Source organism: Bacillus sp. FSL K6-2841, from assembly GCF_037976435.1.
Lineage (GTDB): Bacteria > Bacillota > Bacilli > Bacillales > Bacillaceae > Bacillus > Bacillus pumilus.
This window is the reverse complement of the sequence record NZ_CP150266.1, coordinates 2,575,797-2,602,078: the sequence shown is the minus strand read 5'-3', so window position 1 is coordinate 2,602,078 and position 26,282 is coordinate 2,575,797. Positions and strand designations below refer to the sequence as shown.

26 protein-coding genes are annotated in these 26,282 nt (G+C 40.8%); 15 read left to right on the top strand and 11 right to left on the bottom strand.

Annotation, left to right across the window (positions count from 1 at the left end; genetic code table 11):
* Positions 1-14 precede the first annotated feature (14 nt).
* The 5 genes from MHH68_RS13225 to MHH68_RS13205 all read left to right on the top strand — a co-directional run bounded on the left by MHH68_RS13225 (position 15) and on the right by MHH68_RS13205 (position 5,220).
* Complete coding sequence (locus tag MHH68_RS13225) at positions 15-1,157, top strand: cysteine desulfurase family protein (RefSeq protein ID WP_339163475.1); 1,143 nt, start codon at positions 15-17, stop codon at positions 1,155-1,157.
* A 4-nt stretch (positions 1,158-1,161) separates the two neighbouring features.
* The gene (thiI, locus tag MHH68_RS13220) at positions 1,162-2,367 is read left to right on the top strand and encodes a tRNA uracil 4-sulfurtransferase ThiI (protein WP_339163472.1); all 1,206 of its coding nucleotides are present in this window, start codon (positions 1,162-1,164) and stop codon (positions 2,365-2,367) included.
* Between the two features lie 89 nt (positions 2,368-2,456).
* Positions 2,457-2,669: an alpha/beta-type small acid-soluble spore protein gene (locus MHH68_RS13215; protein WP_024424829.1), complete on the top strand. Its 213-nt coding sequence runs from the start codon at positions 2,457-2,459 to the stop codon at positions 2,667-2,669.
* Positions 2,670-2,894: 225 nt separating this feature from the next.
* The gene (locus MHH68_RS13210; protein WP_061409103.1) at positions 2,895-4,475 is read left to right on the top strand and encodes an acyl--CoA ligase; all 1,581 of its coding nucleotides are present in this window, start codon (positions 2,895-2,897) and stop codon (positions 4,473-4,475) included.
* A 130-nt stretch (positions 4,476-4,605) separates the two neighbouring features.
* Positions 4,606-5,220: a LysE/ArgO family amino acid transporter gene (locus MHH68_RS13205; RefSeq protein ID WP_061409100.1), complete on the top strand. Its 615-nt coding sequence runs from the start codon at positions 4,606-4,608 to the stop codon at positions 5,218-5,220.
* 84 nt (positions 5,221-5,304) lie between these two features.
* Here the strand turns inward: MHH68_RS13205 and MHH68_RS13200 are convergent, their stop codons facing one another.
* Entirely contained in the window at positions 5,305-5,751 is a 447-nt protein-coding gene (locus tag MHH68_RS13200; protein WP_268496744.1) for a MarR family transcriptional regulator, read from the bottom strand.
* Between the two features lie 117 nt (positions 5,752-5,868).
* Here MHH68_RS13200 and MHH68_RS13195 point away from each other — a divergent pair, with 117 nt between their 5' ends.
* Positions 5,869-6,456 (top strand): NAD(P)H-dependent oxidoreductase, encoded by a 588-nt coding sequence (locus MHH68_RS13195; protein ID WP_058015064.1) that lies wholly within the window; start codon positions 5,869-5,871, stop codon positions 6,454-6,456.
* Positions 6,457-6,560: 104 nt separating this feature from the next.
* Positions 6,561-7,913: an amidohydrolase family protein gene (locus MHH68_RS13190; protein ID WP_339163469.1), complete on the top strand. Its 1,353-nt coding sequence runs from the start codon at positions 6,561-6,563 to the stop codon at positions 7,911-7,913.
* A 39-nt stretch (positions 7,914-7,952) separates the two neighbouring features.
* On the opposite strand, the gene MHH68_RS13185 is transcribed toward MHH68_RS13190, so the two are convergent.
* Together MHH68_RS13185 and MHH68_RS13180 are read right to left on the bottom strand one after the other, a co-directional pair.
* The gene (locus tag MHH68_RS13185) at positions 7,953-9,890 is read right to left on the bottom strand and encodes an ABC transporter permease (RefSeq protein ID WP_339163466.1); all 1,938 of its coding nucleotides are present in this window, start codon (positions 9,888-9,890) and stop codon (positions 7,953-7,955) included.
* The gene (locus MHH68_RS13180; protein ID WP_339163464.1) at positions 9,880-10,641 is read right to left on the bottom strand and encodes an ABC transporter ATP-binding protein; all 762 of its coding nucleotides are present in this window, start codon (positions 10,639-10,641) and stop codon (positions 9,880-9,882) included. The genes MHH68_RS13185 and MHH68_RS13180 overlap by 11 nt, the downstream gene beginning before the upstream one ends.
* A gap of 321 nt (positions 10,642-10,962) precedes the next feature.
* On the opposite strand from MHH68_RS13180, the gene MHH68_RS13175 reads away from it, so the two are divergent.
* Entirely contained in the window at positions 10,963-11,307 is a 345-nt protein-coding gene (locus tag MHH68_RS13175; RefSeq protein WP_058015067.1) for a PadR family transcriptional regulator, read from the top strand.
* Positions 11,298-12,545, top strand: coding sequence for an FtsW/RodA/SpoVE family cell cycle protein (locus MHH68_RS13170; protein ID WP_061409089.1), 1,248 nt, complete (start codon positions 11,298-11,300; stop codon positions 12,543-12,545). Before MHH68_RS13175 ends, MHH68_RS13170 begins: the two co-directional genes overlap by 10 nt.
* A 70-nt stretch (positions 12,546-12,615) precedes the next feature.
* Here MHH68_RS13170 and MHH68_RS13165 read toward each other — a convergent pair whose 3' ends face one another.
* The 8 genes from MHH68_RS13165 to MHH68_RS13130 form a co-directional block, all read right to left on the bottom strand.
* Positions 12,616-13,620 carry a sensor histidine kinase gene (locus tag MHH68_RS13165; RefSeq protein WP_339163459.1) on the bottom strand — a complete coding sequence of 335 codons (1,005 nt, stop codon included), beginning with the start codon at positions 13,618-13,620 and terminating at the stop codon, positions 12,616-12,618.
* On the bottom strand, positions 13,620-14,309 hold the full coding sequence (locus MHH68_RS13160; RefSeq protein ID WP_339165798.1) for a response regulator transcription factor: 690 nt from the start codon (positions 14,307-14,309) through the stop codon (positions 13,620-13,622). Before MHH68_RS13160 ends, MHH68_RS13165 begins: the two co-directional genes overlap by 1 nt.
* Before the next feature lie 110 nt (positions 14,310-14,419).
* Positions 14,420-15,340, bottom strand: coding sequence for an iron-hydroxamate ABC transporter substrate-binding protein (locus MHH68_RS13155; protein ID WP_339163457.1), 921 nt, complete (start codon positions 15,338-15,340; stop codon positions 14,420-14,422).
* 201 nt (positions 15,341-15,541) lie between these two features.
* Positions 15,542-16,141 carry a response regulator transcription factor gene (locus tag MHH68_RS13150; RefSeq protein WP_058015072.1) on the bottom strand — a complete coding sequence of 200 codons (600 nt, stop codon included), beginning with the start codon at positions 16,139-16,141 and terminating at the stop codon, positions 15,542-15,544.
* Complete coding sequence (locus MHH68_RS13145) at positions 16,138-17,274, bottom strand: sensor histidine kinase (RefSeq protein ID WP_058015073.1); 1,137 nt, start codon at positions 17,272-17,274, stop codon at positions 16,138-16,140. The genes MHH68_RS13150 and MHH68_RS13145 overlap by 4 nt, the downstream gene beginning before the upstream one ends.
* Before the next feature lie 115 nt (positions 17,275-17,389).
* Positions 17,390-18,445 carry a fatty acid desaturase gene (locus MHH68_RS13140; protein WP_058015074.1) on the bottom strand — a complete coding sequence of 352 codons (1,056 nt, stop codon included), beginning with the start codon at positions 18,443-18,445 and terminating at the stop codon, positions 17,390-17,392.
* A 188-nt stretch (positions 18,446-18,633) separates the two neighbouring features.
* A complete protein-coding gene (locus MHH68_RS13135) occupies positions 18,634-20,076 on the bottom strand; it encodes a DEAD/DEAH box helicase (RefSeq protein ID WP_339163454.1) in 1,443 nt (480 codons plus the stop codon).
* Between the two features lie 252 nt (positions 20,077-20,328).
* Complete coding sequence (locus MHH68_RS13130) at positions 20,329-21,132, bottom strand: NAD kinase (RefSeq protein WP_003216672.1); 804 nt, start codon at positions 21,130-21,132, stop codon at positions 20,329-20,331.
* A 445-nt stretch (positions 21,133-21,577) separates the two neighbouring features.
* Between MHH68_RS13130 and sppA the strand changes: the two genes are divergently transcribed.
* The 6 genes from sppA (at position 21,578) to MHH68_RS13100 (ending at position 26,064) form a co-directional block, all read left to right on the top strand.
* A complete protein-coding gene (gene sppA, locus MHH68_RS13125) occupies positions 21,578-22,579 on the top strand; it encodes a signal peptide peptidase SppA (protein WP_012010881.1) in 1,002 nt (333 codons plus the stop codon).
* Positions 22,580-22,593: 14 nt separating this feature from the next.
* Positions 22,594-23,115, top strand: coding sequence for an RDD family protein (locus MHH68_RS13120; protein WP_061409079.1), 522 nt, complete (start codon positions 22,594-22,596; stop codon positions 23,113-23,115).
* A gap of 98 nt (positions 23,116-23,213) precedes the next feature.
* Positions 23,214-23,921: a DUF2953 domain-containing protein gene (locus tag MHH68_RS13115; protein ID WP_058015137.1), complete on the top strand. Its 708-nt coding sequence runs from the start codon at positions 23,214-23,216 to the stop codon at positions 23,919-23,921.
* Positions 23,922-23,935: 14 nt separating this feature from the next.
* Positions 23,936-24,388, top strand: a complete 453-nt coding sequence (ytfJ, locus tag MHH68_RS13110) for a GerW family sporulation protein (protein WP_003216488.1) — start codon at positions 23,936-23,938, stop codon at positions 24,386-24,388.
* 112 nt (positions 24,389-24,500) lie between these two features.
* Positions 24,501-25,001, top strand: coding sequence for a thiol peroxidase (gene tpx, locus MHH68_RS13105; RefSeq protein WP_058015077.1), 501 nt, complete (start codon positions 24,501-24,503; stop codon positions 24,999-25,001).
* Between the two features lie 88 nt (positions 25,002-25,089).
* Positions 25,090-26,064 (top strand): class I SAM-dependent methyltransferase, encoded by a 975-nt coding sequence (locus MHH68_RS13100; RefSeq protein WP_058015078.1) that lies wholly within the window; start codon positions 25,090-25,092, stop codon positions 26,062-26,064.
* The last annotated feature ends 218 nt before the right edge of the window (positions 26,065-26,282 follow it).

Genomic DNA, 26,282 nt, shown 5'->3' with positions numbered 1-26,282 from the left:
TAAGGAGTTACAATATGATCTATCTTGATAATAGTGCAACAACCAAGCCTTACCCAGAGGTTTTACAAGTATATCAGCAAGTGAGTGAACGTTTTTTTGGTAATCCGTCATCGCTTCATCAGCTAGGAATTGATGCAAGCCGGCTGCTAAATGAAACGAGAAAACAAATGCTTCACTATACAGGCTTGAAACAATATGAGATTATCTTTACTTCTGGTGCAACAGAAGCGAACAACATTGCCATTAAAGGAGCAGCTCTCGCCAAAATGAACCGGGGGAAACATATTGTGACAACAGCCGTTGAACATCCCTCTGTCATCGAATCGTTTGAACAGCTGAAGGCTTTATTTGGTTTTGATATCTCCTATATTCAAGTAAATGAGCATGGTCATGCAGATATGAATCATTTAAAAGAAGTGCTTCGCCCTGATACAGTTCTTGTCAGTATGATGCACGTTAATAACGAAACGGGTGCCATCCAGCCGATTGTAGAAGCTGCTGGCATGATTCGTGAGCATGCTGAAAATGCCCTTTTTCATGTCGATGGGGTGCAGGGGATGTGCAGAGTAGCACTTGATAAACAACTGGATGTGGATCTTTTGACGATATCTGGTCATAAAATTCATGGCTTAAAAGGCACAGGAGCGCTCTTTTTAAAAAAAGGTGTAGTGCTTGCCCCTTTTATCACAGGAGGAGAGCAGGAATTAGGCCTGCGTTCAGGTACTGAAAACCCTGCTGGTGCTGTCAGCCTAGCAAAAGCCATGAAACAATCATTCGAGCTGCTGAAAAAACATCATGATGAAATGCTCAACATAAAAATGCAGCTGCTAAAGCAGCTTGGAGAAATAGAAGGTATTGTCATCAACACACCGCTGACGCAAAGTGCGCCGCATATTGTGAATTTTTCAGTGCCAGGTATTCAGATCGAGGTCCTTCTCCATATGCTTGAAAAAGAAGGGATATATGTTTCGACAACCTCTGCCTGCTCAGCTAAGAAAAAGGAGCCAAGCCAAGTTCTCCTAGCGATGGGGAAACCGGAAGAAGTGGCAAAAAGCAGTATGAGAATCAGCTTGACGTATGGACAAGGACCAGAGCTAGCACCGCAAATCATCACATCGATCGCACAAAGTGTGAAAAAATTAAAAGGAATGAGATAACAACATGAAATATGATCATATTTTAGTCCGTTTTGGTGAAATTTCAACAAAAGGGAAAAATAGAAAGAAATTTATTGAAAAACTAAGGCAGCATATCCGGTTTGTATTGAAAGACTTTGCAGCATTAAAGTATGCATCTGATAGAGACCGCATTACGATTATGCTGAACGGAGAAGACCCTGAACCGATTTCAGAACAGCTTAAAGGTGTATTTGGCATTCAAAGCTTTAGTCTTGCGGTGAAATGTGAGACAAATCTCGATGCCATCAAAGAAGCGGCACTCACAGCTGTACAGGAAGTATATGAACAAGGAAATACATTTAAGGTCTCAACGAAACGCTCTTATAAACAATTTGAACTTGATTCAAATGAAATGAACCGCGAAATTGGCGGACATGTGCTGAGGAATACAGAAAACTTAACGGTCAATGTCAAACAGCCGGATGTGCATTTGCGTATTGAAATAAGGGAACATGCGACATATATTACATTCAAAGATGTCAAAGGTGCAGGCGGACTGCCGGTTGGTTCAAGTGGAAGAGCGATGCTCATGCTTTCAGGCGGCTTTGACAGCCCAGTTGCCGGCTATCAAGCGATGAAACGCGGGATTCAAATTGAGGCTGTCCATTTCTTTAGTCCCCCATATACAAGTGAACGTGCCAAGCAAAAGGTCATTGACCTGACAGAATGCTTAGCTGCATATGGAGGCGAAGTGAAGCTTCACATTGTCCCTTTTACAAAAATTCAAGAGCTGATCCACAAACAAGTACCTGAAAACTATACGATGACATCAACAAGGAGAATGATGCTGAAAATTGCAGATAAAATAAGAGAGAAGCGTGATGCTCTTGCGATTATTACGGGTGAAAGCCTTGGACAAGTCGCAAGTCAAACACTTGAAAGCATGTATGCCATTAACCATGTAACCAATACACCAATCATTCGCCCGCTCATTGCGGTTGATAAGAATGACATTATTGATGAAGCGAGACGAATTGGCACATACGAGACAAGCATTCAGCCTTTCGAGGACTGCTGCACAATCTTTACGCCGCCATCTCCTAAAACAAAACCAAAGCTTGAGAAAGTAGAACGATACGAAAGCTTTGCTGATTTCGAGCCAATGCTCGATGAGGCAGTGGAGCAAATCGAAACGATCATCGTCACAAAAGAGAAGAAAGCGGCAGACGAATTCGCTGATTTATTCTAAAATAAAAATTTCATAATAATTACCATAAAAACAATCGCATGAAGTCATGTGTTTCTACACATTCTATATTCACAAGGAGGTGAGAACACATGGCTCAACAAAACAGACAAAGCAGTTCTAACCAATTACTAGTACCAGGCGCTGCACAAGCAATCGACCAAATGAAGTACGAAATCGCTTCTGAATTCGGAGTAAACCTTGGTGCAGAAACAACTTCTCGTGCTAACGGATCAGTTGGTGGAGAAATCACTAAGCGTCTTGTATCTTACGCTCAACAACATATGGGTGGCGGATCTTTCTAAGACACACAATTAAAAAGCTATGGCTTAGGAGCGGGATCATTCCCGCTCTTTTCTATTTGTACATAAAAATAGTTTGAATATTTACAAAAAAGAAGACGGAATGAAAAAATTATGGCATAATACTAGGAGTAGGTCCTAATCCAAGCATTTTTCAGTTATGAGTGTTAGAATAGGTAAATTGAAACATGTTTCGTTTCATAGAAAGAGGCTAAAAGGAGCTGTACCATGAAAAGAGAAGACTTAATTGCACCAGAACAATATAACTTAGTCAGTGAGATTGAAGCGTTCAGTCATGACAAGGAGAAAAAGGCCCTGCACTGGCAGGATGGAAATGGCTACGAAGCACATGTGACGTATGCATCTTTAGTGGAAGAAGCAAATAAAATTGGTCATGTATTATTAAATGCAGGCTTTAAAAAAGGCGATAAAATCATTGTGATGGTGCCGCGCATGCTAGAAGCATATAGCATTTATTTAGCGATCTTGAAAACAGGAATGGTCGTCATTCCTTGTTCAGAAATGCTGCGTGCAAAAGACTTAGATTACCGAATTGAACATGCAGAAGCAAAGGGAGCGATCGTTTACTCTTCATTCATTCAATCGTTCGACGGAACCAACCAGCCAAACGATTTTAAAACATTCTCAATCGGTGAAAACGATCATGGGTGGACAAACATTCTTGCGCAAAAGGAAGAGCAATCAAGCGAGCTGCAAATGGCTCCGACAACACGTACAGATATGGCGTTCTTATCCTATACATCTGGTACAACAGGCAACCCAAAAGGGGTTGTTCATACACATGGCTGGGCATATGCACATTTACGCACTGCTGCCAAAGCATGGCTCTCCATTAATGAAGGGGATAAAGTATGGGCGACAGCAGGACCAGGCTGGCAAAAATGGGTATGGAGCCCTCTCTTATCTGTGTTAGGAAGCGGGGCAGAAGGCTTTGTATACGGAGGGAAGTTCAATCCAAATACGTACTTAGAGCTGCTTCAAAAAAATGAAATCAATGTCCTATGCTGTACGCCGACAGAATACCGATTTATGGCGAAAGTAGATGACTTAAGTCAGTACGAGCTTCCAAAGCTACATAGTGCCGTGTCTGCGGGAGAGCCGCTCAACCGTGAAGTCATTGATACATTCAAAAAGCATTTCGATATAGAAGTACGAGACGGCTATGGCCAAACAGAAAGCACACTGCTCGTAGGGGTGCTAAAAGGAATGGACATCAAGCCTGGCAGTATGGGGAAACCCACACCTGGCAACGAAGTCGAGATCATTGATGAGGACGGCAGCGTGTGCGCTCCTGGAGAAGTTGGTGACATTGCGGTCCATCTCGAAACGCCGGCTTTATTTAAGGAATACTACAAAGATGAAGAGCGTACAAAGACGCAGCGCCGCGGGAATTACTTTATTACCGGTGACCGTGCGAAAAAGGATGAAGATGGGTACTTTTGGTTTGAAAGCCGCAGAGATGATATCATCGTCAGCTCAGGCTATACCATTGGGCCGTTTGAAGTAGAAGATGCACTGATTAAACACCCAGCAGTTAAAGAATGTGCGGTTGTGGCGAGTCCAGATGAAATCAGAGGATCCATCGTGAAGGCATATGTTGTCCTGCGTGATGAATCAGCGCAAAGTGATGAGCTGATCAAAGAGCTGCAAACTCATGTGAAAAACACAACAGCACCTTACAAATACCCAAGAGAAATTGAATTCATTGACGAACTGCCAAAAACACCGTCAGCGAAAATCCGTCGTGTCGAGCTGAGAGAAAGAGAGCTTGCACGAAAAGGATCATGATGAATAAACGAAAAGCGTTTGGATGAAAGCATCCAGCGCTTTTTTTATGGAAAAACAAATCTGCTGGAAGCGATCATGATGTTTTATGTTAAAATGTGTAGGAATTGCTGGAAAAGGAGAATGTTAGAAGATGTTCATTGCCATCATTCATGGAATTGTGCTTGCCTTTGGCCTCATTTTACCATTAGGCGCACAAAATGTATTTGTGTTTCAGCAAGGAGCCCTTCAGCCGCGATTATATCAGGCTTTACCTGTCGTGATTACTGCTGCTCTTTGTGACACACTTTTAATTGCGTTAGCTGTCATTGGGGTTTCTGTTGTGGTGTTCACCATTCCTATGCTACAAATGTGTCTTTATCTCATTGGATTTTGTTTTTTAGTTTATATGGGATGGTCCGTATGGAACACAAGCTCATCAACAGATGCTAAAGAGAAGCAGGAATTCATGCCTGCGAGAAAACAAATTCTCTTTGCCTGTTCAGTTTCACTTTTAAATCCCCACGCCATTCTTGATACCATTGGCGTGATTGGCACAAATTCGCTTCAATATAGCGGGGCAGAAAAATGGGCATTTACACTCGCTTGTATCATCGTGTCCTGGTTATGGTTTATTGGGCTCGCTCTTTTAGGGAAGATGCTAGGGAAGTTAGATACAAACGGCAAGTGGATGAACCGTATCAATAAAGCTTCAGCGGTCATGATCTGGCTTGTCGCGTTATACATTGCGTATCAATTGATTGTATAAAGGTACATAGAGAAAATAGAGAGGAGCGTTTGGGCAGATGAGAGGCCTGCGCTTTTTTGTATTTTCTTTGCATGAGCGATACGCTCATGCTTTTTTAGGTTCTTTTTTGAAAATCGTTTGATTTAAAAGGCGGAGAGCTTGTACGATATCATCCATTTGTTCTATATCGGAGGAAGATAGGCTGTCTAATAGCACCCCTTCGATATGTTGGAAGGCTTCATTCATACAAGTACGGCCTTTGTCAGATAGCTTAATGACGTGTTTTCGTTTGTCATCACGGTCTTCTTCTTTATCAATGAATTGTTTCTCGTGTAGTTTTTTCAGTTCTCTGCTGACATTCGGAAGAGACATGTGCTGACAGTCGGCAATTTCACTTGGCGTAAGCGGCTCGCTGACAGCTAGCTGCTCTAGTATCAAGTATTGTAAGGTCGTTAAGTTAGCTGGTTTGACTTTGTACATTAGGTCATGTTTTAGTTCTGAAAAAGTAGAAGCAAATGCTACGAATTCCTTGAAGAAATGGGGATGTTTCATGTTTATCACCTCCTACGTAACATACCAAAATTATTATCAAAAAACAATTATCATTTGACAACTATCCAACAGGGGTATATCATTTAGTTATCAAATGATAATAAAAGGAGCTCATACATGAATGTACTCATTATTTATACTCACCCCCATCACAATAGTTTAAATGGTGCTTTCTTAAAAGAAATCATGAAAGGCAGTGAAGAAAATCCACTAGTTCATGAAGTGAAAATCATCGATTTATACAAAGAAGAATTTGACCCTGTGCTGATTTTTAATAAAGAGAAAAAAAGGCGTGACATGCATAAGGACCCTGACATTCGGGTGTATCAGGAGAAGATCAAATGGGCGGACAAAATCGTGTTCGTATATCCTATTTGGTGGGGAAGACCGCCAGCCATGCTGCTTGGCTTTATTGACCGCATGTTTGCTGCGAATTTTGCTTATCGTCAAACAGGCGGGCTGCTTCCAGAAGGACTGTTAAAAGGAAAAAGTGCTGTTTGTGTATCGACGATGCAAGGGCCAACCAACTACCCTCTCTTCTTTTTGCAAAATGCACACAAGGTGTTAATGAAACGAGCCCTCTTACAATATGTCGGAATCAAACCTGTGAAGTTCTTTGAGTTCGGCATGATGGAAAGCCCAAAAGGAAAACATGACGTCAAATTAAAACGAATCTATAACTATTTCAGAAAAATCAGCTCATAAAACAGTTAGTGAAGTCACTTTTCTTCTAATTGGATCCTTTTATGTTTTAAAATGACAGTGAGGGTGGGAGAACTCTTCCTCGTCATTTGAAAAGGGGGATATGGATGAAGAAAACATTGTTTAAAGATGCGGCGCTTTTAACACTTGATCCAACTTTAGGTTTTTTAGAAAAAGGAGATTTATTAATTGCAGGGACACACATTTTAGAGGTTGGACCTTTCATTGAAGCAAATGATGCTGACATTGTCGATGCGTCCGATATGGTGATCATGCCAGGGCTTGTGGATACACATCGTCATGTGTGGCAGTCAGTCATTCGAGGCATAGGCACAGATTGGTCTTTGCAGACATATTTGAGCAAAATCTATTACGGAAACTATGGTGCGATGAGACGCCCATCCGATGATCGAATCGCGAATTATTTAGGGGCATTAGAGGCATTAGATGCAGGAGTGACCACATGTTTAGACTGGACGATGATCAATTCAATGGATCATACAGAAGAGCTCATCGGAGGATTAAAGGATGCGGGCATTCGAGCTGTTTTTGCTTTCGGTTCCTCTGGAGATGCTGAGTATTGGGATAGGGAGAGCACGCTCACCAATATGGAGGACGCAGCACGCGTGAAAAAAACGCATTTTCAATCGTCAGATCAGCTTTTGACAATGGGGCTTGCGATTCGTGGACCAGAGTTTTCTTCATGGGAAACTTCAGTATTTGAAATTGAGACAGCCCGGTCTCTAGATGCTCTATGCAGTATGCATATTGGCTTTGGGAACTGGGGAGCGGAGGATCGTTCGATTGAGCGGCTTCACAAAGCAGGGTTACTTGGACCTGACCTCAACATGGTGCATATCAATGCAATCGATGCAGATCAAATGAAGATGCTGGCAGACAGCGGAAGCTCCATATCCATTACACCTGAAATTGAAATGATGATGGGTCACGGTTATCCTGTGACAGGACTTGCGATTGAACAAGGTGTTCTTCCAACGCTCGGTGTAGACGTGGTTACAGCGACAGGCGGAGATTTGTTTGCTCAAATGAAATTCGGACTTCAGGCAGAGCGCGCGCTCCAAAATCAAGCATTGCTGATGGAGGGAATCATGCCGGGGCCTGAACTTGGAATTTCTGCTCAACAAATGCTTGAGGCTGCGACGATCAATGGGGCTCGTGCATTACAGCTTGATCATAAAATTGGCTCGCTCACACCTGGAAAAGAAGCTGATTTCATCCTAATCGACCGGACAAGCATGAATCTTCTGCCGATGACAGATCCGGCTGGAGCGGTTGTACAAACGGCACACCCTTCAAATGTTGATTCTGTTTATGTGGCTGGAAAAGCAGTGAAACGAAACGGAAAACTTGTCGGTGTGAACCTAGAAGAGGTCAAACGGAAAGCTTATGCGGCAAGAGATCATATTCTATCGCACAAGTTTGAATCAACTCCATCATAAACAAACAATCCCCATAGGCAGCTGCCTATGGGGATTAGATTACAAGGATTCTTTAATGACCTTTTTATAATATTGGACAGACAGGAATCCAAAGATAGAATATAAAACCGTATAAATCGACATGACGATGAGCATTGGAGTCCACAATTCACCGCCGAATAAAAACCAGCCTGACTGTACAGCAAAGTAGCTGTGCAGCAATCCAATGATGAGCGGAATCCCAAAGTTAAACAGTTGTTTGAGTCGGATGCCTTTTAATAGGTCTTTCTCTGTAAAGCCAAGCTTACGTAAGATCGTGTAAGAGCTTTGTTCTTCTTCACTTTCATTCATCTGTTTGAAGTATAAAATACAGCCTGATGTGACAAGGAAGCTTAGACCTAGAAATCCAACCACAAACATCATCAGTCCTATTGTTTGCTTTTGCTGCTGAGCTGAAGCTAATTGAGACATGCTGTTGTCACCTAGTTTTAAAGAGGTAAACACATCATTCGCTTGTTCAAGGTTTTGATCATCTTTTATATTGACCGCATTATATTGGTTATTCTCAAGTTGCAGCTTAAGATCTTTCTGCTGGTCAAGCTGCTCAAAGACACTTTGACTGACGACGGCAACAGGCAGACCACCAGAAGTGAATTTGTAAGAGATGAGGTAATCTTTCTTCATATCAATGACCTTTAAATCAAGGGGTTTCTTGATAAGTAGTTTCACATCACCTGAGTTTTGAATCGGCATGAATTTCTTCAATATATCACTGTAGCCGCTTAAGATGACTTCGTTGCTTTCCACATGAATATTTGGTGCGTTTTTCTCACTGATCACAGCCAGTGTTAAGACGCCTGGATCATTATTCATATTTTTTATCTCTGAATCCATGATCTTCTTTGCGTCAAACTTCGCTTGAATGACCTTGAACTGTTTTGTTTCATACGCAATATGTTTGTCAGAAAGTGCACGAGTGAAGGTATCGGCTTCTTTCTCTGAGCCCATGACGAAATGGGATGGAATCTGTTGTTCAGCGGTTTTTTCTGCTGAGTAATAGGAAATGTAGCTTAAAGATAACAACCCGATGGCAAGTGCAGATACAGTTGTAATAATCGTTAAAAGCAGTGCATTTGATTTTAACCGAAACATAATAGATGAGAGAGACAGGACTTCATGAATGGCGAGATAGCCATTTTTTCTTTTACGTACGATATTGGCAATGAATGAAACAGAACCTTTATAGAAAAGAAAGGTACCAATAATGACAGAGGCTAGAATATAGATCATGGCTAACAATAACTCAAGCATGGACGTATATGAGCCGGTAAAAAGCTGAGAAGAAATATAATAGCCTGAGCTGATCAAGACAATACCTAGAACCCCAATGATAATTTCAAACACAGAGATTTTTTTCACACGCTGCTCTGTAGAAGACGTAGTTCTAAACAAAGATAAAATGGTCTGTCTATTAATAAACCATCTATTTCTTAACATGATTAATCCATAGATGATGAAAAAGACGATCAGTGTCTGCAAAAGGGCCATGCCTGAAAAGTGCAGATTGGCGATGGCGCTGACGCCGGATACTTTAAATAGCACCATCAGCATGAGTTTGGAACCGATAAATCCAGCTATGATGCCAACAGCCATGGAGAATACGTATAGAATAAAATTTTCTGCATTAAGCAGTTTGGCAATTTTTTGTTTCGTCATGCCAATGAGCTGCAGGAGGCCTATTTCTCTCCCTCTGCGTTTAATAAAAATGCTGTTCGCATATAACAGGAAGATCCCAACAATGGCGATGAGCAGTACAGAAGCGGCTTTGATCGCCGCACCGCCCTTAATGGACCCTTTTACATCATCAAGTGCTGGTGAATACTGCAAGGTGACAAAAGAAAAGTAAAGCGCCACACTAAACATGAGAGCAAACACATATAAATAGTAATTTTTAAAATTTTTCTTCAAGTTACGGAAGATGAGCTGATTAATGTTCATGCTTCACACCGCCTAAAACACCTTGCGTTTTCATAATATCCTCGAAAAACATCTTTCTCTCTAAAGCACCTTTATTCAACTGAGTATAAATCTGCCCGTCCTTGATAAAAATGACGCGTCTTGAATAGCTCGCTGCGACAGGATCATGTGTCACCATGACAATGGTCGCTTTTCTTTTTCGATTGAAATCTTGCAGCTTATTGAGTAAATCAGATGCAGATTTTGAATCAAGCGCTCCGGTAGGTTCATCTGCGAAAATAAGACTCGGCTCATGAATGAAGGCACGAACCGCTGATGTCCGCTGCTTTTGTCCGCCAGAGAGTTCGTTTGGATATTTGTCTCTTAGTTCATAGATACCCATGTCCTCAGCAAGCTGTTGAAAACGTTCAAAAGCTTCTTTTTTCGGCGTTTTGGAGATGGATAAGGGCAAGAGGATGTTCTCTTTGACCGTGAGTGTATCAAGTAAGTTATAATCCTGAAAAACAAAGCCAAGCTGCTTTTTTCTGAATTCTGCAAGCTGCTGATCCTTCATTTGTGTCATCTCAGCATCTGCGATACGAATGGATCCGCTGGACACATGATCAATAGAGGACAATACGTTCAAAAGAGTTGTTTTCCCCGAGCCCGATGGCCCCATGATGCTGACGAATTCTCCAGCTTCAATGGTCAAATCAATGCCACTCAGCACCTCTTGTTTGTTGAATTTATTTCCGTAGCTTTTATATACTTTGCGAGCTTCTAAAATGTTCATTTGTCGATCCCCTTTTCTATTTAATTGATATCTCTAGTATAAAAAGAAGCCCGCCGCACTTCCTTCGATTTGGCGAACAAAACAGACGAGCATGTGACATTGTTGTCACATGCTTGTTTTTTAAAACAGTTCACATGTTTTGTTTAAGTTTGTTTCTGATTCTCACACATTCATTTTATCTGTTTTTCATTGTAATGTATCAATCTTCTTGGATTTTTCTTGGTATTAAGACGTTTAGGAGTTTACATGGTCATTTTAATCATGTATGATATGCATATTAAATATATGCATAGTAAATCTATGTATTGGGAGTGACCAGAAATGAAAGTAAGTAAAGAGCTTTTAAAGGGAAGTACAGCTACCCTAATATTAAGCTTGTTAAGTGAAAAGCCAATGTATGGATATGAAATGATCAAAGCATTGGAGGAGAAGTCGGAAGGTATTTTCAGCTTTAAAGAAGGAACAATCTATCCTATTTTGCACAACTTAGAGGGGAAAGAATTCATTATCTCTTACTGGGGCGAAGGGAATGGCAACCGGAAAAGAAAATATTACAAAATAAATGAACAAGGAAAAGCATTTATGAAGGAAAAGAAAGAAGAATGGGATGTTTTCAAAAATGCAGTGGATGGCGTGTTGAATGGAGAGAAAATCGCATGGGATTAGAGAAAAAGTTTGAAAAGTATATGAAGAATGTATGTAAACGAGTCAAAAATAAAGATGTCCATTCGGAAATCAAGCTTGAACTTATGGATCATTTATATACGCTAAAAGAGGAAGCGATGAATGCTGGGATGTCTGAAGAAGAGGCGGTGGATCAAGCGCTAGAACAAATTGGGGAAGCGGCCATTCTTGGAGCGCAACTTCATGAAACACATAAAACTCAAATGGATTTTAAAATGATTTTTCTTGTGTTAGCCGCCTGTTCTTTTGGGCTGCTTGTCATGTACTTTTTGCAGTTTCATTCAGGGTTTACAAATCTTCAAGATATGAATATTTTTTATAAAAGTCTCACCTATTATTTAGTTGGACTAGTGCTTATGTTTGTTTTATTTTCCTTCGATTACCGGCGCTTATTGTCATACTCTTGGCATTTATACATAGGAACGCTTGGAATGGTGCTTCTGACGATGATTTTTGGCATAAGAGTAAACGGTGTTCTGTTTTTAAGATTAAGCGATATCTCAATCAATTTGACAGAGGTCGTACCATTTCTTGTGACTGTATCTTTAGCAGGTATTTTTCATTCATGGAATTGGGAGAATGGTTTTAAAGCTTGGCTTGGAGTAGGATTGATGGCTTTACCAGTTATGTTAATCAGTACAATCGGTTTTCTTCCTGCAACTGTCATCTGTTTTGTCATGTGCCTAACGATGATGTATGTGTCTAGTGCACGTTTAAGACAAATCATTCCGCTGGCAGCAGCAGGTGGTTTATATCTAATGTTTGAATTATTTTTTCATTTACAAGCAGGTAGGCACCTTTACACAGTCCATGAATTTAGCCCAAACGGACTTCATGTCATTCCTTCTGCAATGTCGGAGGTTCACACTGATTGGATGTTTACATATGTCATTTTTTCATTTGGCTGGCTAGCAGGAGCCGTTGTACTCATGTTGTTTGTCATTTTTATTTACCGACTCTTTCATACAACAAAACGCGTAAAAATGGCTTATGGAAAAATGCTGATGACAGGTTTTGCAGCTGTGTTTGCAGCAAAATTAATTTTAAGCATTGCTAATAATTTCGGCTTGCTGCTTTTTTCTGGATTGGCCATGCCTTTCATGAGCTATGGCGGTTCTCATATTCTGTTAGAATTGATGGCTGTTGGGATGATTTTAAGTATTTATAGACGTAGAAAGATGGGAGATGTTATGCGTCAAGAGGCAGAGAGCATTTTTTAAATAAAAGAATGAAATCTCTTCGCACTTGCTTGGGAACCAAATGCGAAGAGATTTTGATTGGTCTATTTTGTCACATGCTCGCAATATGCACAAAATCATTCTTTTTCGGAAAGATGAAGGTGAAGGTTGTGCCTTGATCTATCGTGGAGTTGACCTCGATTTTGATATGAAGAGCGTCTGCTCCTTTTTTCGTTAAATAAAGCCCCATTCCTGTTGAGGCGGTGTCATTGTGATGTCTCGTTGAGGTAAAGCCTTTTTCAAAAATACGAGACAGGTCTCTTGGATCTATTCCTCTGCCTTGATCTGTGATCGTCAGCATCACTTGCTCATTGATTTGCTTGCTTTCAATGGCAATATCAGACGAATGACTATACTTGACTGCATTTGTAAGCACCTGTCTGATCATAAAGGATAGCCATTTTGCATCACTTAATACGTGACGTGCTTCTAGCGTGAGTTCAAACCCTATCCCTTTTTGCATGCACCATGATTGGAGCGCTTTGATTTCCTTTGCTAGGATGCTTTGCAGGTCCAGCTGTTCAATAAATAAATCATTTTCGATATGACGTATTCTGCTTCGGTGCAGCTGGGCATCGAGTAATAAATGAATTCTGAGCCATTCGTACGTCATATTCGATTTCAGCGGCTGCTCTGTTAAGCGGTCAATCATTAAGTGCATCGCTGTGAGAGGTGTTTTCACTTCATGTATCCATGAGAGCAATTCATCTTTCTCTTCTTCAAGGGCGATTTGTTGTTCTACCGCCATTTTCCGGTAGCGGTCAATTTGCTCAGACGTCGCATCATGTACAAGCTGCTCAAATGGGGAAGATGGAGTAAGCCGCATTTGATGATCAATATGATCATCCCATTCTTTCAGACGCTCATAATACGCCGTTTCTTTACGGTATCGGAAAAAGAGAAAGACGCTCATGAAAAACGTAGATAATAATACAATATAAAAAAGAGACGCCATTGGAATGGTCGTATCCAAAAAAGCAACAAACAGAATGAGGAGCTGCAAACTAAGAAAGAACAGAATCCAGCTTCTTCGTTCTTTTAAAAATGCTTGCAGCATCATTGATCATCCTTTTCTTTTGCAAGATAACCTTGGCCTACTTTTGTCTCAATGTAGGTACCAAGGGAGATCTCATCTAGTTTTTTTCTAAGGCGATTGACGTTCACAGTAAGTGTATTGTCACTGACAAACCGTTCATCCTCCCACAATGCTTGAATGAGTGATTCCCGGCTGACAATATGATTTTTATGCTGAATCAATTCCTTGAGAATAAACAGTTCATTTTTCGTTAATTCCACTTCACCGTGATCATTTGTCACGGTGTTTTTTTCTAAATCAATCGTAGCGCCGCACCATACCTTTAAGCTGGCAGGTTCTGCATTATAATCATGCACTCTGCGAAGAACGGCACTGACTTTGGCAATGAGCACGTCAAAGTGAAAGGGCTTTTGTACAAAATCATCGGCACCGAGCTGCATTGACATGACCATATCAGCAGGATGGTCACGAGAGGAGAGGAAGATGATCGGTACATTTGAATGATGCCGAATCATCCGGCACCAGTGAAAACCATCGTATTTTGGAAGCTGTATATCAATAATGACGAGATCAGGCTGAACAGAAGTGAATTCCAGCATCACCTGTTGAAAATCGTGAATCCCATATACATCATAGGACCAGTTCACTAGACGTTCTTTGATTTCTTGGAAGAGGGTTGTATCGTCCTCAATCAGTAAAATTTTAAACAAAACCAGCACCACACTTTTTGTATTCGCTTGTATGTAATTGTAGCGGAAAAAAGACGCTGCCGCTAGAAGCAGACAAGAAAAAAGCAAGGGAAGGGCTCCCTTGCTTCAGTTTATTTACCTAAGAAGTGCTTTTTAAAGAATGATAGTTGATATTCGAGTGTGAGGGGGTCATTAAAATAGAATTCTTCTGCATTTGCCTCATACACACGATGTTTTTTCACAGCTGGGATGGACTTGTAAATTTCACTGTTTTGATAGGAATTGTCCATTTCGCTGTTTTTACTAATGATCATATAGTCTCCAGCAAATTCAGGAATGACCTCCTGTGAAACGGCATAGTAGCCAGCTTTTAATGCTTTTTCTTTTACTTTTTCAGGCATTTTTAGTTTCATTGCTTGGTAGAGAATTTCTGTGCCGCGGCCCCATGCATCTCCAAACACGTAAAGATCTTTTGTGCCGCTTTCAAATACAGAAACGGTCGCATCCTTACCGATTTTTGCTTTAATTTCTTTTCCTGCTTCAGCTGCGCGTTCTTTAAAATCTTTTACCCATGCTTTGGCTTCTTTTTCTTTGTTTAATACTTTTCCAATTTCAATATGCTGCTGAAGGTAATCGACTTTGTTATACGTAAACAAGACGGTTGGTGCGATTTTTTTAAGTTTTTCTACATTTTTTGTGTTGCTTAAGCCAATGATGACATCAGGCTTTAGCTTCATGATTTTTTCGACATTGGCATCTGACACTTCTTCCACATTTTTTAATTCTTTTTGGAAGCGAGGGTTCTTTTTTGACCAAGAGTCGACGCCGACCAGGTTCACACCAAGTGACATGACATTACCTGTGTAGGAACCAAGTACAACGACACGTTTTGGGTGCGCTGGCAGCTTCACAGGGCCATTTTCAGATTCGTATGTAATTTTGTCTGATGATGTTGATTGATTTCCTGTATTTGAGGAAGAGCTGCTGCTATTGCCACATGCGCTCAATGCAATTACAAAGATGAGCATCAGAGGGAACAATATTTTCTTCATGAATGTAGACTCCTTTGAAATCGGCACATAAGCCGGGTATTTGATTGTATGAGTGATAATGATAATTATTATCACTTGGATATCATATCATAGAAGGGCGGTCTGTTGTCAATTACATTTTGATCGTTGGTGATAAAAAATAGGAGAGGAGATTTTTGGTAGAAAAAAAGATCAAGGCAGCATGTGTCCTGATCTTTTTTCTTATTTAAACCAGCCTTTTTCTTTTGAGCGTGTAATGGCTTCAATGCGGTTTTTCACTTCTAGCTTATCTAAAATAATGGAAATGTAGTTTCGGACAGTGCCGCTTTTAATGCTGAGCTCCTTAGCAATTTCTTTTGTGTTTTTGCCGTCGGCGACGAGTTCAAGTACGGATTTCTCTCGATCTGTTAAAGGGTTTTCGTCACTATATAAGTCTTCCATTAATTCAGGGGCGTACACCTTTTTCCCTTTCATCACACTGCGAATGGCACTTGCCAGATCTTCACTTGGACTATCTTTCAGCATATAGCCGCTGACGCCAGCTTTGAGCGCCCTTTGGAAATAACCAGAGCGGGCAAAGGTCGTTAAAATGATGATTTTTACATCTGTTCCTTTGAGCTCTTCCGCTGCATCAAGTCCCGTTTTTCCTGGCATTTCAATATCCATTAAGCAAATATCAACAGGGTGTTTTTTGGCAAAATCGATGGCGTCCTGGCCGTTCGTACCTTTTCCAACAACCGTCATATCGTCTTCTAAATCAAGAAGTGAACCGAGCGCACCGAGCAGCATTTGCTGATCTTCTGCGATAAAAATGTTGATCATTTCATCCCCTCCTTGTCTTTTGCTGCTGAATCATTTGGAATGCTCATGATCAGCTTTGTTCCGTCCTTTGTCTCAATACGCAGGCGCCCATTTGCAAATTCCAATCTTTCTCTAATTCCTAAAAGGCCATGCCCCTTCATTGGAGAGAGTGGATCATCGCCTTTAAATGTCCCGTCATCCTCGACTGTGATGATAGCTTCCTTTGATTTTTGATGAATGGTGATTTTGCAAACGGTCGCATCACTATGTTTGACGACATTTGTCACGGCCTCTTTGATGCACATGCTCACAATGTTTTCGTTAAGAAGAGAGATGCGTTTTGGCGCTTCCTTTTCATCATAAATCAATTCAATCCCCGCTGCTTCGAGAATTTGCTCGATGTTCGACAGTTCATCTTTGATTCGAATGCCTTTCATGGAAGAAACAATCTTGCGGACTTCATTAAGAGACGTTCTGGCTGTCTGCTGGACGCTTTTCAGTTCGGCGCGAGCTTGTTCAGGATCTTTATAGACGAGTTTACGGGCAAGATCACTTTTTAAGCCAATGAGAGAAAGCTTTTGTCCAAGGGTGTCATGCAGATCACGTGCGATGCGCTGCCTTTCTTCAAGCTTTACAAGATCGGCGATCCGTTCATTGGCATTTTCTAATTTCTCTTCAAGGCGTTCACGTTCTTTTCGGCTTCGAATGCTGAGAGGAAGGAGAATGGCACTAATGAGTGTGATCACAACAAAAGGAATTTGTGTGAGAAACCATCCCTTTTTTAAAATCAAGCTAAAGTTCACTGCTACGGCGGCGCTCCCTAGATGAATATAGTATAAAATATAAAAAGGGACTTTTCTTTTAATGTGCCCATTGAAATAGGCGATGCAAAAAGCGAAATAAATATAGCTGTAGAGCATCACATAGCCTGTAGAAATCGCAATCAATAAAAGACCGAGTACATATAAAGCCCATCCTTTTGCGACAAAGGCAAAACGATACACTCCGAAAAAAACCACATTCAAAATAATGCCAATGACAATACCTAAAGTCGTAGGCGTCTTTAAAATAAAATAGAAGGGCAGGATGAAAAAAATGGCCCATATATAGGGAGAAATCCCATGCAATTTTTGAATTTTAAACTGTTTTTTCATCCGTGTGTCACCTTTTCCGTTTTCGTTCTTTTCCTTACTTTATCAAATTCAACATATGGTTGCATCCTGTAAATGGCAACAAGCTCCTTCTAGTGTAAGAAAGAGCTTGCACCAATTATGCATTTTTCTTCAGAATGTCTCCTTTAATGACAGGTGCGGGCATCTTCTTAGATTGCCGTGCTTCTTTAAAGGTAACGAATGCTTTCGTTTCTTCATCCCAAAGTCTAAATTTCATTGATTCGATACTTGTTTTTAAAGTGATGGTTGGAACATTTTGAAGCGGCTCACTATGATCATGTGCATGCTCCAAGTGATAATTTGGTACCCTCGGGCTTAAATGGTGGACATGGTGATAGCCGATATTGCCTGTTAACCACTGAAGAAGCTTTGGCAATTTGTAAAAAGAACTGCCTTCTACAGCTGCCTGCACATAATTCCAATGTTCATCTTCTTCAAAGTAAGAATCCTCAAATGTATGCTGCACATAAAACAGCCATACACCGATTGATCCTGAGATCAGGAAGATTGGACCTTGGACAAGCAGGAACTCCTGCCAGCCAAAAAGTAGACACGTTGCAGCTGCTAGCGCAATGATGCTCACGTTTGTGAAATACGTGTTCCAGCGCTCTTTTTTACGAGCATTTTTGACGTTGAAACGGTTTTTTAAGAGAAAAACAAAGATCGGTCCTAAAATAAACATCACAAAAGGATTACGATAAAATCTGTAGCGGAATTTCGTCCAAGCTGATGCTTCTTGATATTCTTTGACTGTCAGGAGCCAAATGTCGCCAGTACCTCGTTTGTCTAGATTACTGCTTGTGGCATGGTGAATTGAATGATCTCTTTGCCATTGAAGATAAGGGAAAAGGGTGAGTACGCCCGTTACAAAACCGAACAGGTGATTCAGTGGCTTCTGTTTGAAAAAGGATTGATGGCAGCAGTCGTGAAAAATAATAAAGACACGTACTAAAAAACCAGCTGCAATAACCGCAAAGAAGAGGGTTAAAAGGTAGGAGATGTTCAGGCTATAATAGGCAAGAAACCAAAGCCCCAAAAATGGAATGAATGTATTAAAGAGTTGAGTGATACTTTTTTTTGAATTAGCACCAGAGAATTGGCCAACTTGTTTTCTTAAAGTGGCTTGCTGCTGTGTGTTTGTTGAAGTCGTCATGAACGTTCAAGTCCTTTCCGTTTCTTTCTACTTCAAAGTATAGATGGAAAGGTGTCATGCTCATAGTAGCACCCATCATGTATTCAATATGACATTTGTCATGTTGGACGCAGGAAAGGCTGATGGTTCAAGGGTTGTAAGCTTATTTTATTTTAAATAAAAAAGTAAAGGCGCTTAGCCTTCACTTTTTATTGACGTGCTTCATGAACTTTTAACTGCTTGCCTTTAATGGTTGTGTGGCGTATGGCGTTCAGCACAAGAGGGCCTTTGCCGTTTAAAATATCGACGTATGTTTTCGTATCTTGAATGGTAATAATCCCAATGTCATCAAAGGCAACGCCTTCTATTTTGGCAATGGTCCCAACGAAATCAACAGCCCGCAGCTTCTTTTTCTTCCCGCCGTTAAAATAAAGCTTCATAATATCCTTTTCAACGCCTGCCTGTTTATTTTCCTTTTGAATCGGCGTTTCAATCTTTTCTTCAAAGCTTTCTACATGCTGCTCTGCGTCTTCCTTTGTTGGGTATGGCTGCGTCTTGAAATCAATACCTGCTTCCTCTTTTAATTCATCAATCAGAGGCTTTGCATTTCTCGTCATAAACGCAATGGTTTTTCCGCTTTTTCCCGCTCTGCCCGTTCTTCCTGTTCGGTGAATATAGCGCTCTTTTTCATAGGGAAGGTCATAATGAATCACATGTGTCATATCACTGACATCAATACCCCGGGCTGCTATATCGGTTGCGATCAAATAACGGAACTCACCGTTTTTGAATTCATCCATGACAGCGAAGCGGTCTTCTTGTCTCATGCCTCCATGAATTTTGTCGCAAGGCACATCCCATTCATCCAGCTTCATTGTGAGTTCGTTCACTCGGTCCTGTGTATTACAGAAAATAATGCAGCTATCTGGATTTTCAATCACGATCGTACGCTGAAGAAGAGAGAATTTCGCTTCTTCCTCCGTTTCAATCACGGTGTGAGTGATTTGTGGTACAGACGTTTCTTCCCGTGCAATTTCAATTACTTTTGGTGAATGTAAAAACTGTTCACTTAATTTCTTCATCTCATCAGACATGGTCGCTGAAAACAGCATTGACATGCGCTTTGGCGGCAGATACTGAATAATAGAAGAGACTTGATCAATAAACCCCATGTTCAGCATTTCATCCGCTTCATCTAATACAAAAAATTTAAGGTTTTCTAAGGAAAGAGTACCTTTCTCAAGGTGATCCAAGACTCGCCCCGGTGTTCCGCACACAATGTGGTTTTTTTGTGCAAGCTCTACTTTTTGAGCTTGAAAAGGGGCTTTTCCATAAATGGCTGCGGCTTTAATTCGTTTTAATCGTCCAAGGCTTGTGAGATCCTGTTTGACCTGCATGGCGAGTTCTCGCGTTGGAACGAGGATGAGGGCTTGAGGTTTATTTTCAGCCCAATCGACCATTTCACAAATCGGCAAACCATAGGCTGCCGTCTTGCCGCTGCCTGTTTGAGATTTGACGATCAGATCCTGCTTTGAAAAAGCAACGGATAATGTCTCGTGCTGAACAGGTGTAGGTGTATGGAAGTGAAGTGCTTTTAGCGCTTGTTTTAAATCATCGCTTAATGGATATTGATCAAATTGTTGTAATGTCATCGTGTTCTCCTTTTCGTACATTCATACTTGTGACATCATACCATAATCATGACCGTGAATGAAAAGACACGAAAAAAACCCCCGTAAAGGAGCTTTCAGCGTGTAGACAAACCCTCGCATTCGGTGTCAGATTTGCGCTCCGGTACTCACGAATGTCAAATTCGCTCCGTTCCGGTGCTCACTCTTCCTAGACTTCAAAGGTTTTCTATCACGCTGAAAAGAAAACAAAAGCCCCATAAAGGAGCTTTTTGATTAAAGGAATCTGCGTTTTACTTTTTCCCAGTAGGAGTTGTCTTTTAATTTCACCGTTTTAATGACTTTTCCTGAAAGGCCGATGTCGATTTGTTTGACGTGTTTTGTGCCAAGTGCTTCGTTATCAAGCCCGATAATCGGATGGTCGTTTCCGTCCTGCACAACCTTCAGTGTTAGCTTGCGGTCACTGCTTAAGATGAAAGGAGCACCGAGTGTACGGTACGAGTTGTTGTTTAGCGAAGCGAGCTCTGTGACTTGCATACAAGGGAGCATCGGGTCAACCACTGCACCGTTTACCGATTTGTTGTAGGCTGTTGAGCCAGTCGGAGTAGAAATAATCATTCCGTCTCCTCTAAATGTTTCAAAGTGGAAATCATCTATATACACATCGATCACAAATGTCTTAATAATGCTTGAGCGGATCGACAGTTCGTTTAAGCAATGGAACTGGTTTGTACTGTCAACGCTTACATCAATGATCGGATATTTTCTCACTTCAATCTGTTCAGTGTTCATGGCATCAATCATTTTATCAAAATGTTCTAATGAAAAATCGCAGTATAAATGCGAATTCTCTGTTTTTGATACCCCTACATATAAGCAGTCATCCCGGAAGTTCGTTTTACGGACTGCTTGAAGAAATGTGCCATCTCCGCCAATTGAAGCAATAATATGGGCATCCTCTGCACGCTTGACGACTTGAAAGCCTTGATCGGTAGCGAGCTTCTCCAGAGAAGAAATGTGTCCATCCAATTCATGATCTTTTTTGTAAAAGAAAAATACATTGCGACGATTGTCTGTCATTGACGTTCTCCCCTTCGTTGTCAAAAGTAGATTTAAAGTAATAAAGGGCTTACATATGAAGCCTTGTTCACATTTTACACTTTTTTCATATGAAAGTAAAAATATTAGAAAAACCTCCGTGATAATGGCATTCATTTTGAGAAATGAGTCAATGTAAGGGATTTGAAAAGGGCAGAATTTGAGCATAATTGAATAGCTGTTTTCTCATGAAAGAGTGGTTTAGGTGTTTCGTTGTGGTGAAGCTCTAGCCTATTAGGTGCAGAGAGAGGAGAAAAAAGCCAATTTTTCGTCATGCGTATTACTTGGCAGACGATGTAAAGTTGATCGTGAATTAAGAGAGGTGCTATCATATGATGAAATGAAATGTAAAAAAACCACAATTCCTGTGAAACATTTCATGTGAATATTCGTATCAATGAAGAGAGACAAAAAGGAGGAGAAAAAGATGAATGCGAAAAGATGGGTAGCGTTAATCATTGCACTTGGAGTTTTCGGATTTTCAATTGTGATTAGTGTCACGACCGCTTTGTATGAAAGCTTCAATGACAATAAAATGAGCTATCAATTTGGGGATGAAATAGAAGAGAAGGTACTAGAGGATGGAAGCGGTGCTGGAAAAATTGCGGTTCTTGAGATTAATGGAACCATTCAAGATAATGGCGGCGCATCAAGTCTGTTAGGCGGAGAAGGTTATGATCATCGTGCATTCCTCAAGGAACTAGAAAAAGCGAAAGATGATGCTTCAGTAAAAGGTGTACTGCTGCGCGTTAACTCTCCTGGCGGCGGTGTCTATGAAAGTGCAGAAATACATAAAAAATTAGAAGAAGTGAAAAAAGCGAAGAAGCCGATTTACGTCTCCATGGGCTCAATGGCAGCGTCTGGCGGCTACTATGTATCAACTCCAGCCAAGAAAATCTTTGCTTCACCTGAAACATTAACAGGGTCGTTAGGTGTGATCATGCAAAGTTTGAATTATTCAAAGCTGGCAGATAATTTAGGTATTAAATACGAAACAATTAAGAGCGGAAAATTCAAAGACATCATGTCACCAAATCGTGATATGACAAAAGATGAGCGAGACATCATGCAAAGCATGGTTGATAACTCGTATGAAGGATTTGTCAAAGTGATCTCTGAAGGACGCGGCATGTCAAAACAAGACGTGAAGAAAATTGCTGACGGCCGGGTCTATGACGGAACACAGGCAAAATCGAACGGATTAGTTGATGAGCTTGGATATTATGAAGATGCAATCAAAGCAATGAAGAAAAATGAAAAAGGGTTAAAAGGAGCGACAGTGATCAGCTATTCTCAAAGCTTCGGCTGGAACTCTCTCTTCAATATGAGCGCAAGCAAACTCTTTAAAAGTGAAATTGATTTTCTCAATCTAAAAGAAACACTGGCTGGCTCAAATGGGTCTAAACCGATGTATCTCTATTCAAAATAAAGGAGGGATCATAGATGGATTCTACATTCGATGAAGTAACCGAAAGCCGAAGCCAAGAAGAATCGAATCCGGCTCTTGCGAAACGTGCAATGATTGAAGCACAGGCGTTTGCAGGATTTTGGATTAGGTTTTGGGCGTTTATTCTTGATTGGCTCGTCGTCTGGGGTGTCAACCATTTGACGGTTTCTCCAATCTTTAGTCTGTTTGGCTGGTCCAAAGGAGGAGGATGGTTTTCTCCATTCTCTGTCACAACGACGATTGTATTCCTGCTTTATTTCGCCATCATGACGAAAATCTTTCAACAAACGCTTGGAAAAATGGTGTTTGGGATCAAAGTGGTCTCACTTCAGCCTGAGAAGAAACTGGCATGGGATGTCATTTTCTTTAGAGAGATTGTGGGACGCTATATTAATACGCTTTTTGTACTCTATGCTGTTGTTGGGTTCACACCGAAAAAGCAAGGGGTTCATGATTACTTTGCCGATACGGTGGTCGTCCATGAACACCTATATGAAAAAACAGAAGCAAACGTATAATCAGAGGAGTTTGGCCGGGTACCGGTCAAACTCTTTTTTTATGATTGGGTATAAAATCCAGAATGAGAGCCATAATCGTAGAGGAAGCATCATTTGTTATAGAGGAAGTGAGCACAGTGCTTTACGTTTGGATCGCAGCTTTTTTGTTCCTTGGGATCTTATTGATCTTCATGAAAGTGACCATTTCACTGGATTATTCACATGCAAATGACAATGACCACCTTGCACTGAAGATCATCACTTTATATGGAATCATCAGACTCAAAAAAGACATTCCGATGGTGAGGATCAATCCAGAAGATCAAACGATTGATATACGTGAAAAGAAGATGGCGAGCGCCAAAACCCCTAGTCACGAAAAAGAATCCATACATAAAAAAGTGGGAAAGCGTGATATGAAGCAAATCCTTCATCAAATGGAGCGCATCACAAAAGAGATCGTCGATTTAAACCGGATCATGCGTAAATTCTTCATTCACATGAGGGTTGTATCGTTTCACTGGTCAACATGGATCGGTTTTCATGACGCCGCTTTAACAGGTGTAGCAGCCGGCGGGGTGTGGTCAGTCAAAGGAGCATTGCTCGCCTTTATGCAGGAGCATCTCACCTTTAAGCATAAACCGGTATATGAAGTTATTCCTGCCTTTCAACACAATGTGTCACAGACCCAGTTTACATGTATAGCTTATTTTCGTATTGGACATGCTATGCTTGCAGCCATTCGTTTACTTGTCCATTGGTTAAAAGGAAGAAAGGCGAGAAAAAGTGCCTCTCTTCAAGCAACGAAGAATGAATCATCTGTTTAAGGAGGAACCCGAAAATGGCAGATCATCCAATCCAAGGTCTTATGAAGACAGCGATGGAAAACTTAAAAGAAATGATAGATGTGAATACGATCATCGGCGATCCAGTCGAAACCCCTGATGGCAGTGTCATTCTTACTGTGTCAAAGGTTGGTTTTGGATTTGCAGCCGGCGGTAGTGAATTTAACGGGAACCAAAAGAAAGAAAAACGTTCTGATGATCAAGAACGAAAAGAACCGAGACTCCCATTTGGCGGAGGAAGCGGCGGAGGTGTGTCTATTACACCAATCGCCTTCTTAATTGTCGGAACAAATGGCGTTCGAATGCTTCATTTGGATGAACATACACATCTGCTTGATAAAATATTGGATTCTGCTCCTCAAGCAATTGAACGTCTTCAGCACATGTTTAAGAAGGATGAACGGGAGAACCGTCATAAAGAACGAAAACTAGATGACATAGACCTTTAAAAAGTTAGCTGCGCTGCAGTTAACTTTTTTTTCAAAAGCGACGATTAGGCTTTGCAGTTTTTTGCTTTCTCTACTATGATAGAACCATACATTTGATAAGGGAGGAATTATTTTGGCATCGATCACATTTAAAGGGAGTTCTGTCACGCTTGTAGGAAATGAAGTAAAAGTAGGCGAGCAGGCTCCAGATTTCACGGTATTAACGAATTCACTAGGGGAAGTTTCACTTTCAGATTTAACAGGAAAAGTGACGATCATCTCAGTGATTCCTTCTATTGATACAGGTGTGTGTGACGCACAAACAAGACGTTTCAATGAAGAGGCAGCCGGTTTAGGTCCGGTCAATATTTATACAATTAGTGCAGACCTTCCATTTGCACAAGCACGCTGGTGCGGAGCAAACGGAATTGAAAATGTCGAAACATTATCTGATCACAAAGATATGTCATTTGGTGAAGCATTCGGTGTATATATGAAAGAATTGCGTTTATTGGCGCGTGCAGTTTTCGTATTAGACCCTAATGGGAAAGTGGTTTACACTGAATACGTAAGCGAAGCAACGAATCACCCAAATTATGAAAAAGCCATTGAAGCTGCAAAATCACTGTTATAAAAGCAGCATCGACAAGAGCTCCGGCTTCATACTGGGGCTCTTTTCAATGAGAACATATAGCTTTTAACAAAGCGAGGAGAGAAAAGCATTGCAGAAAGATCAAGTAAGTACGATTTTTGAGCTGCTCGATACAGCTTCTATTCGATTAAAAAAGGCACAAAGTATTTCCTATATTGAGGCATTGGCTGAAGCAGGAGAAGCCTTTTTCCAAGCAAATGATCGAGACGGTTTACTAAAGGATGTAATAGAGAAAGCAGATTTTGCCTCTTATGATCATGAGCAGATTCGTAAAGCGTTTCAGCTCGCCGTATTGAAAGGACAAAAGGATATTTCCCATCCAAATCGTCAGATGACCCCAGATACGATCGGGCTGTTTGTCAGCTATTTGGTGAATAAATTTTTAGAAGGTCAAAAAGAGCTAGTTGTCTTTGATCCAGCAGCAGGAACAGGGAACTTATTGCTTGCTGTCTTAAATAATCTGACTGCAGAAACAAAGCGCGGCTTTGCGTCTGAAATTGATGATGTCCTCATTAAAATTGCATGGGCACAGGCGAATTTGGAAGAGAAGGAAGTCGAGCTTTTCCATCAAGACAGCCTTGAGCCGCTTTTGATCTCTCCAGTAGATGTCACTGTATGCAGTCTGCCAGTTGGTTATTATCCAAATGATGAACGTGCAGCAGACTATGAATTAAAGGCAAAAGAAGGACATGCCTTTGCGCATTATTTATTTATTGAACAAAGCCTTCGTTATACAAAAGAAGGCGGCTTCTTGTTCTTCATCATTCCAAACGATTTGTTTGAAGGAAAAGAAAGCGTGCAATTAAAGGACTTTATCAAAGATCAGGCATATATGAATGCATTAATTCAGTTGCCGGTTTCCATGTTCAAAGACAAAAAGCACGCCAAAAGCTTGTTTGTGATGCAAAAGAAAAAGGAAGGGCTCGAAGCACCAAAACGGATGCTGTTTGCCAATCTGCCGTCTTTCTCACAAAAAGAATCAATGGTGGGTGTCATGAGAAAATTAGACCAATGGTTTATAGAAGAAAAAGAAACGAAAGAATAGCCAGAGTGATGTCTGGCTTTTTTATTATTCAGAAAATAACGACTTATCGATGTAAGCGGTAACAGTTCAAAGGTGCACTTGAAATGCAAAGTTTTCAATGTTTAAATGAAAAAGTCAGATATTTTTCGGACTTATCGTTAAACTATAAAAGACCCGTCATACAGGTTGAATATAGCACCGGAAAAAACGTGAAACCTTATATAACAACTGAGTAAAAG